We start from the raw sequence: 10,180 nt of genomic DNA, 5'->3' as shown, positions 1-10,180 counted from the left end.
TTTCCACAAGTAACATGTAAAAAATCTGTAGTTAACATATAATTTACAGAATTTTTTAACAACCTTGCATTTTGACAATGTTTTTTAAAAAAATATTGCTGGTTTACCAACTAATGTTAGTGCGTTGCGCAATATAAACCGTAAATTTTTCAGCCAACCGACGATATGCGCAACTGACCTAAATTTCACGCTCGCGCGAACGTTATCTCACGTTTGGAGGATTTGCGCTACTTTAGCACTCCAAACGCAGGCGCGACGACATGCTTGAGCGCAGCACAGCGCGCGCGAAAGCAACTCGGAGCGGAAACTCGCTCAAGTTGGAAGTCCAGTGGACTTCCAACGCGAGTTTCGTAAGCGAGCACTTATAGTGCGAGCGTTATCTCACATTTGGAGGGATTAGCGTTGTGCGACGCTCCAAACGCGCGCAATACTGCGCTCAGGCAGGTCGTTGCGTTACTCGCGACGCAACTTACGCAGCATCTTGCGCGAAAGTACCAGCAAATGCTTGCCGCGAATGTCGAGCTGTCGCCATCGCTTAGACGTTGCCGCGGCAATCATCATGGACAAAATAATCAATGAGAACGCCATTGCAATCACGAATAGCGTCATCCAAAGCGGCCATTGCACGTGGTCACCCGGCACCTTCACAGGGTCCGGCAGCACACGATACCCCGTCACCAAAAGCCTATGCGAATTCACGCCATACGGGGTACACGTTAGCAGAGTCGCCAAGTCGCGCCCCTTTTCGCGCTGTAACAAACTAATATCGTGTGGCTCAACCACGCTGATGCGGAACACTTTGTATCGCAAAGTTTCGCCTTGCACGTCGAGGTAGAAGTAGTCGCCCTTCTTTAAATTCACCAAATCATCGAACATGGTTGCATCCGCAAGACCCGTGTGCGCGGTAATAACTGTGTGGCGGTTCTTGCCGCCAACCGGCAAATCAGTGCCATACAAATGACCAGCGCCGTGCGCTAAAACTTCCTGCGAACTGCCGTGATAAATAGGAAGTTTTACGCCAATCTTCGGAATTTTTACGATGCCGATAATGCCCATAGGCTCCTCAAGCGCCTTAAGATAACGCTTGTATTCAGGCGTGTTAGTTATGTCTTTTTGCCCATCCGGACCATACGGATCCGTGGTAAGCATATTTTTGCGAGTTTTATTGTAAAGCTTCGCGGCGCGAATGTGAGCGCGGCGCACGTCACCAGCCTGATCGTGGTTATACTTGTCGTACGCGTTAGAAATCTCCTTCGACACGCGATTATTCCAAAGCGTTGAAACAACAGGGTAACTGAAACACAAAATGCCTGCCAACACGAATGCGATTGGCTCGACGATGCGGCGGAGCTTAGATTTTTGATTGGTTTTTTGCTTAGATTTTTGATTACTTTCGGCGGATTTTGCTTCGGTTGCGTGGGTTTGAGTTGCGTTATTTTCGATTGCGTTATTTTCGGTTGCGTTTGATTCGGTTAAGTTGGTTTCGTTAGTTTGGGTTGCGTTTGTTTGGTTTTTGAGAAGCTTACTTACGATGGGGATATTCAGGGAGATTTTGTTGAGGAAAGCATATACTTTAGCAACAGCATCGTTTAATTTCATGCTTCCTCGTTTCGTGAGTTTTTCGTTGGATTTAGATTTGATTTACGATTTATCTATTTTGCGCTCGCTAGTTAGTTCAATTAAAGCGCACAAATATAGAGCCGGGAGCAACAAGTCGCACCCAGCTCCAATATTTATGCCATGCAAACAGATATTTACATTCATGTAGCAGTGACTGCTGATTTTTTCTCAGCAGTCACCAATTACAATCAGGCGTTCTGCTGCTCTTCATCCTTCTTGCGGTTGCGCAAGAAGATGAACATGCCAACAGCAACCAAGCACATGCCAGCCAACGCGAAGATAATCACGCCTGCGGCACCGGTCTTTGGAAGGTTGAACCAGAAGCCACCCTTATTATCTGGAATATTCACAATCTCAATCTCCTGAGCAGTATCGCCAGAAGTCAAAGAAACTTCATGAACTTTATCAGAACGAGTGTATCCATCTGGAGCCTTAACCTCAACAAGATAAATCTTGCTATTCTGATCCGTAACCTTAGCAATATAATCTTTAGTCACGCCATTCTTATTCCCGTCAACACCAGTTGTAGTGATAGTAGCTTCGGTATTAGTTTGTGGAACAGCATCAGCAAAACCGGTCATTGCTTTACTACAAGCGTTAGTAGCACTTGGGTCAGCAGCACACTTCTTAGCTTCAGCTTCATTAGCAAATGCCTTGAATTCAGCCTTGTTAAGAGCCTTTGTCTTATCAGTTGCATCGACTTTCTTAATGTGGAACTTACGGAATTCAGTTGTTGCACTGCCACCAGGAGTTGGCTTTGGTTGAATGCCATCACCGTGACCAGGAATAAAGCCAGACTTGTTTTCAAGAACTTTGTTTTTACCGACAAAACTACTCAAGTCTGATACTAACTGAAGTTTTACAGTAACATCAATTTCTACCGGTTTTGAATCAAGAACATTTGCTTTTGCTGCAATAGCTTGAAGTCCTTTATTAGCAACACCCTTCTTAAATGTAACCTTAATGCGCTTACGATCAGTATTAATGCCATTGTCAGTAGTTACAGATTCTTCAGAAACGGTGTAGTCCTGATCTTTAGTCATTGCAGCAGTGTCACCATTGATTTTTACTTCAGCAATAACACTTGAATTAACGGTTTTATATGCTGAAGTTAAAACATCATCATAAATGGCAAAGTCCTGAAGATCATTTTCAGTGAGATTCTTATTGCCGTTAGTAGCTTTTGTCTTATTCAACTTAGCTTTAATAGTGTATGTGATCTCATCTCCAGCACCAACCATCTTAGTAGTATCTGCTGTCTTAGTAACACTATCCTTAATGTAAGCGTTCTTCGGTTCTACAACAACATCATAAGTGTAGATATTATTTACTTTTTTATCTTCGCGGGTAATTTGAGGAACAGTCACATAAAATGGTGCTACATCATTTGAATAACCTTCAGCAGCTTTAGTTTCTTCAACTTTGTATAATCCAAGTTCAAGATTAGTGAATGCTACTTCACCATTCTTCTGACCTGGTTGACCAGTTGTTTTAGTTTGCGTGCTAGAAGCATCTGTTCCTAAGTGAACTTGGGCTTCAGTTTCTTTATGCTCGTTAAGTTTTTTCACTACTCCAGCGATAGTTACCCAATCAGCACGTTTTTTAAGATCAATATTTGTAGAACCAATTTGTAACACTTTTGTAATCTTAAATTCTGCACCATTAATAGGCGTAGACTTCTTTTGAGAACCATTATCAACTTCGTCTTTATACTTCTTGATGGTAATGGAACCCTTCTTAGTGGTAGCTTCATTGCCAAGATCCCATGGGGCTTTTTTAGCTGCTGTAGGACCCGTAGCAAATGCTACGTTGTTTGCCACCACGGCGCCGGCGACGCACAGCGTGCCAGCCATTGCGAGCGAGGCGAATGCCGCCACGCATTGTTTAGTGAATTTATTCACTTTCTTCTCCTTTATATCAGTGCCCTTGTGGGCAGGTTTTGAGGAAAATACGTTTATTGTTTTATTTTGTGTTGCGCACGGTCGGCGGAGTCATCGCAAAGCCGCATGAACTCTGTCGGCGGCTACGATTTGCGCCGCGCGCAGCAAGATTAAATCCGAACCATGCTCCGGCATAATTACCGTCACTGTGTAACATCACTGTGTAACGCGTAATGCCATTGCCAGCACATGGAACGTTGATACTGCAGTTTTTAAGCTGCAGAAAATTTTCATCAGCATCGCCACCTTTCGCTACGTCGCCTTAAAGCGCGAAGCTTTTTGGCAGTTTTGCAGATAAAATCTTTAATCAGTGTCTTACGCAGCAACGCCTCGAGCATCGCGCGCCCCCACTTGGTTTGTTCAAGGAAGAACCCAGCCGCCATCACGCCCGTGCCAATCACAGCAAACGTACCAAGCAGCACGTTCCAGTTCATTCCGCCGGTCTTTGGCAGAGCGAATTTAGGCGGATCGATCACGGTCACATTAACAGCAATTCTGTTCCAGTCTTTTCCAACGGTTACGCCGGCAAGCTGAGTTGTTTGCATATTTGTAGACGAATACTTGTTACCTTCAATAAGACTTCCATTAACAGTGTTATTAAACACCGTCAGCGCATTCGGCTTCAACGCAAACACAGCGCACGTGTAATTTCCAGCCTTTTGAGGTACGCCAGCAATATCGTCTTCACTGCGAGACACAGCACTTTCTATGCTGTTCGGATCTTTATCCTTCGTAAAGCCATACAGCAAGTTAGCCATGCAATTCTTACTGTCTTGACTGCAAGACTTTCGCTGATCAGCAGTTGCAAAAGCCCACGGCTTTACACTTTCGCCATAATTCTGGTTCAGGTGCATATTGAGCGTATCGTCAAGCCCGCGACTCCACTTTTGCTCGCCTTGCTTAGCACACATCATACGCAATGAAATATTGCTACGATCCTTCAAGCTCCACGCGAGCACATACGGATTCTTAGTAAGGCTCGTGCCGCTCATAACAGTAAGAGAATTACCACTACCAAGCGTGTCATGAACAGGATCAGCGTCTTGGGATCTTAGCAATGTCATCTTAAGATCCTTGTCAGCTCCACTGAGGCCTCCAACTGTAACTTTCGCATACACAGGCTTGCCGTTGTTACCAGAATCCGAGTCGTCCGAAGTGGAGCCATCCGGGTAATGGATGACAATCTCTTTCAAGTACGCTTTAGGAGCAACAGATTGATCTGGGTGGAAGGTCACTTTGCCGTAGCGAGTGCCGTCATCCTTGGAACTGTGCTTGCCATTCTTTTGCTTGGAAGGATTGTCAGGCTTATTGCTTTGCTCACCGGTTTTATCGGCAGCGTTATTAGAAGCCCAATACGACCAGTCTAAAGACACCTTGTTTCCAGCAGTGCCGTCAGCATTTACCTCAAAGCCGTTTGTGGCATCCTTAAACTCAAACCAAGTTCCGTCCGGAAGCGCACCAGCCTTCACAACATCCTGGTATTTATCCGCACCGTTAGCACTCTTAACGCTTTGCGGCACAGCATTCTCAACCTTTTGACCAGCCGTAACGCTCACATCAACATACTTCGGGTTGTAGAAGTGGTTGTCGTTGTGAATGTGGATTGGTATTGAACGATACTCGTAGTCGACACCTTTAACCGCGTTTTTGTTGCCGTTATTACCATCAAGCTTCCACTTGAAGTCTTTCAAAGGATCAGTGTTATTCTTACTTGCATCTTTGTTAAGTGCGCCAACAGCTGCATCGAATCTAGTAAGCAAATCGTTATTGTCTTTACTAAACTGTTTTGCTTTAATCGCGTAAACTACGCACTTGTAGTCGCCGGATTCGTTAGCCTTGCCTTTAATCCACCCACGAGTACGCTCAGTGGTATCTTTTGAGTTACCATTTGCAATGTAATCGTCGTACAGCTGCCTATCAGGGTGGCACTGACTTGCATCCTTCTCGCAAGCTTTCTGCGCTGACGCATCTTCAGTATGATTCCAAATCTTTACATCTTGCATCTTAATACCAGCAATACCGCCCGACTGGTAGTGAGACTTAGTGCCGTCTGAATTGATCTTATTGCAAATTGTGCGCAAATTGATTTTTCCAGGCTTATACTTGGACCATGAATCAAGCCAACGGGTCGTCTTTTTAGAAGTACTAAGTTCCTCGCCCTTAGTGAGTTTGATGGTAGTATCATTCCAGTCGCCGCTACCTTCACGATCGCCAACATTCAGCCGTAAATTACCAGCATCCTCATCATGCGATCGCGTAATGTCTACCTTCGCATAAATAGGTTTACCAAGATTACCAGAGTCCTTATCTTCAGAAGTGGAACCGTCCGGATAGTGCACAATAACCTGCACTTTGTCAGAACCAACAGGGAACCACTTGTGCGGTCGGAACGTCACCTTGCCAAACTGACCCGTGCCATTCTTAGCTGAATCACCAGAGTCAGCTTTATTATCTTGATCATCCTCAAAGAATGTGTAGCTTAAAGATTTCTTAAACTTAAACCAAGTTCCGTCCGGTAGATCACCTTCGCGCACATCGTCTTGCAACGTATTAGCATCGTTGGCATTCTTCTTGCTCTTAGGCACCTCAGTGGCTTGTTTGGTACCAGCCTCCATGCTAATAGTCTTATACTCTGGGTTGTAGTAGTGAGCATCACTATGCACATGAATTGGGAAGGTTACCGAATCCCAATCGATATGCCTTTGAGTGGCTTCTTGAGGACTATCTTCACTACCCGGCTTATCTGTTAAGACTGATTTAATAACCTCTTCAAACTTGCGATCAGCAGGTTTCTTTACAAAGTCATTTACAGCTTTATCAAACTTATTTTGTAAATCACCATGCTTACCATCTTTATTTTCAAGGTCTTTAATAGCGTACACAGTGCACACAAAGTCGCCATTTTCCTTAACCTTGCCATGTAACCAACCCCAAGTGCGCTCTACGGTATCATGCTCATCACCGTATAAGTAAAGGTTACGGTTGCAGTTTTTACCATGAACCGTACATTCATACTTATTCTTTTCAGTAGCTCTTGTCCATTGTGATGGTTGTTTATCAATAAATTCACCGCTTGTAGTATTACCTTTTCGACCGGCAAGTGTCAGACCATTAATACCATCAATCTCATAGCTTTCAGGTTTACCAGTTTGTGGATTCTTTTTATAGCAAAGCATGCGCTGATAAATTTTTCCTTGCTTAGCACTTGACCATGAGTCAAAGAACATTGGCTTAGTGTTACCAGTAGCGTCGCCTAACACTTCATCTTTACGGAAACGCATACCATTTTTATCATTGTTTTCAATTCGTCTTCCGCCATATTGCGAATAAACATTGAGCTTTAAATCATTTTTTTGGATCGGTTGACTAGTTACCTCTACAGGCGCATATACAGGCTTGCCAAGATTACCAGAATCCGGATCTTCAGAAGTGGAACCATCTGGATAATGCACAATTACAGGAGCAAAATATTCACCAAGCATTACAGTTTTTTCTGGAGAAAAAGTAACTTTGCCATATCTAGCGTCAGTAGTACTATCTTCAGGCTCATCCTTGCCTGATTTCTTGTTACTTTGCTTATTGACAAATTTATACCATGTAAGAACATGTTCATTATCTTTAGGATAGGTTCTTAGCTCAAACCAAGTGCCTTTTGGCAACCTAGTACCATTCTGCACAAGCTCCTGTTGACTCTTGTCATTACCTTTCACGCCGTTAGCACCAGAATGGCTTACTGGAGCAGCCGATTCTTTAGACTTACCACCAGCCTGCACATATACCTTATCGTATTGAGGGTTATAATAATGCGCGTCGGAGTGAACCTTAATTGGCACAGTCCTAGATGTATAATCAATATCTTCTCTTAAACCCTTGAAGGTATCCGGATTAATGATATTGGTAGGAGAACCGGTTTGCTTTTCAATATCTTTGTTCTTTTTAGCAGCATCCTCAAATTTCTTCAAAGCTTTAGGCTTCAAAGCATACACAGTGCACTGGTAATTGCCAACCTTTAGTGGCTTTCCTGTGATGCTACCACGCGTACGCTCCATGGTTCTGCCTGTGCTATCAAATAATTTGTTTGCTGCACAGCCCTGACCATTTCGGCACTTTTCTTGTTCCTCATCAGTAGCATGAGGCCACGGTTTTTCACCATTTATTGTTATTCCATTAATACCGTTAAGATAAAACTTAAGATTCAGAGGATTTGTAGTATCAGCACACACAGAGCGAATAGTAATATCGCCAGGTTCCTGCACTGACCAAGAATCTATCCATGGTTGTGGCTTAACTTCACGATTCTTGCGGAATACGAATCCATCGTTGTAGTCAATCTCTTGACCATTTTGGTTCTTATGAATATGGAGCTGCAAGTCACCAGTGCCAGGGTTATCTCTTGTTACATACACTGGAGCATTAACTGGATCACCATGATTACCAGAATCTTTATCCTTCGAAGTTGAACCATCAGGATAATGCACAACTACAGGTCTCTTCTCAGGCTGACCAGTTTTAGAAGCAGGAACCCACTTATTTGGGTGGAAAGTGACAACACCAGTGGACTCGTTATTAATCTTTGCCCAAGTTGGTGGATTTTGATACTTATTATAAATTTCTGCCTTAAACTTAGTGCCAGATGGGAATTTCTTCCCTCCCCTGTCTTTTGGATTTGGAGAATTCTTTTCTTCACCAGCTTTTACTGTAGTATCGTCATAGTAAGGGTTATACCGGGACGCCTGCGAAACAACGTGTATATCAACGCCTTTGACCTTCACAATTGAATTGTTCATTTTACAATTGTTAGGTTTAGGATCAGGATAGTTTATTTGAACTTCAAAATGTATAGTTTTGTTTCTATCAGAAGCCTTAGGACTATACTTAACTTCGCCTGTTTTTGGGTTAATATATGCTTGACCAGGCTGCATATTATTAGGATTATTAGTCTTAGTAACACCGGGCGGAAGTATCTCACTATTTCCAATTTCATTCTTTTTAAACGTAAATTCTATTCCAGCATCAGTTGGAATCATCTCAGACGTAGTTCTGCCCCCATGATTTGGCATGTCCTTATAATATTTAAAATCGCCGTTATAAGAATCACCAACCCACTCACCAGTATTTATATACGGTTTCACGGAAGTAACTTCACCGTAAACAGCGTCCTCTTTAGACCTCTTTGGGAATTGGATGTCATCATCATTTTTAGGATTTAAACCATACTTAAACTCTTCCAAGTCTGGTATGCCGTCGCCATCATGATCATACGGACCAAAAACTGTAAACTTATGCTTATCTCCATAGTAGGAAATCCAACCTGCCATAAAAGGTAACTTATAAGGGTCACTGCCTTCTTCAACTTCTGCAGTAACAATCCAGCGAATAGAATCTACAGCGTTATCTTGTTCCCAAGATTTAAATAACCTACCAAAATTACCAGCTCGACGCCATGTATCTACTTCACATGTTGCATCTGTACCTAAACCACATTTTTCAATAGATGCTTTCCAGAAATTCTCATAATCACTATCACCTGGTAAGCGCGTAGCATTAGTATAACCATTAAAATCGCTTGGTATTTGATCTTTGCCTCGTTCTTCCCAAACAAACCTTTTGCCTCTACCACTGTAACCAGCAAATTTTGTACGATACCTTGTAATTCTTATGCTATTATCCTTGATGTTTTTTGGAAGAATAAGATAAAAATCAGGTCTACCATCATACGCATGTAGAGCAGTATTTTCATCACAATCTACATTTGGATTTTCTATTTTTTTAATTCTGCATCCATTTGCGTTAAAAAGAACATTCCAAGTGATGGTTGTTTTTTTCTTTCCATTAACGGTTACTGTATTTATATCTGGAGACTGAACATCGAAATCTCTATATACATCATAACTCGCAAGAGAGTTAGGAGAAATATACCCATTACCAATGTAATCCCAACTAACATTAGTTGCATTAGCTTCTTTCATCGGCGGCACTATGAGCATGGTTACTATGGTGGCGGCGGCTACGAACATTGCGAAGAGCGCGCGACGAAGAGTGTGGGCTGGGTGAGCGGTGCGAGCGATGGTGGTAACGTTGTCGGAATTGGCTGCGCTGTCGGAAATGACTGCTTTGTCGAAAGAAGTGCTGGCGGTGCCGAAAGTACTGGCATTGCTGGAAGAAATAACTGTGGTGCTGGAAGTACGAACGGCGGCATCACGCTCGCTGGTCTTATGCCAGACCAAAGCGCGCGACGCAAGACGACCCACGCGTGATGCGAATCCACGGAACTTTGCTGGTAACATTTTCTCGCCTTCCTAGTCCTCCACTGCTGCACAAGCCGCAGTATATCTCAAATTCCAACTCTCTAATCTTTAAGACTTCACGCACTCAACCTGCATGCGATGCCAATGCTCGGTGCACTAAAACCTTGTACGCACACTACTGCAAATGCCACAGACAGAGCCAACCACAGGTAGTCCAGTATAACATACCTGCATGCCCTATATACAAGCATGGTTGCTGAAAAGCCCCTAATATTTATACCCCCCCCCATGAAGGATTTCAAGCAAAACACGTATTATAATTGTGCATATAAAAAATTTCTATAATTCGCGAATATCGCTAAAAAATCTACT

General features: G+C 43.1%; 3 protein-coding genes. All 3 read right to left on the bottom strand.

Features of this window, described 5'->3' with window-relative positions:
• Positions 1-453: 453 nt before the first annotated feature.
• The 3 genes from D0T18_RS02280 to D0T18_RS02270 all read right to left on the bottom strand — a co-directional run bounded on the left by D0T18_RS02280 (position 454) and on the right by D0T18_RS02270 (position 9,847).
• Positions 454-1,599: a class C sortase gene (locus D0T18_RS02280; protein ID WP_004110601.1), complete on the bottom strand. Its 1,146-nt coding sequence runs from the start codon at positions 1,597-1,599 to the stop codon at positions 454-456.
• A gap of 209 nt (positions 1,600-1,808) precedes the next feature.
• Complete coding sequence (locus D0T18_RS02275; RefSeq protein ID WP_116440389.1) at positions 1,809-3,521, bottom strand: SpaH/EbpB family LPXTG-anchored major pilin; 1,713 nt, start codon at positions 3,519-3,521, stop codon at positions 1,809-1,811.
• 272 nt (positions 3,522-3,793) lie between these two features.
• The gene (locus D0T18_RS02270; RefSeq protein ID WP_116440388.1) at positions 3,794-9,847 is read right to left on the bottom strand and encodes a Rib/alpha-like domain-containing protein; all 6,054 of its coding nucleotides are present in this window, start codon (positions 9,845-9,847) and stop codon (positions 3,794-3,796) included.
• Positions 9,848-10,180 lie beyond the last annotated feature (333 nt).

This window comes from Gardnerella swidsinskii, assembly GCF_003397705.1.
In the GTDB taxonomy this organism is placed as follows: domain Bacteria; phylum Actinomycetota; class Actinomycetes; order Actinomycetales; family Bifidobacteriaceae; genus Bifidobacterium; species Bifidobacterium swidsinskii.
The sequence above is the reverse complement of the archived record's forward strand: the minus strand, read 5'-3'. Positions and strand labels throughout refer to the sequence as shown.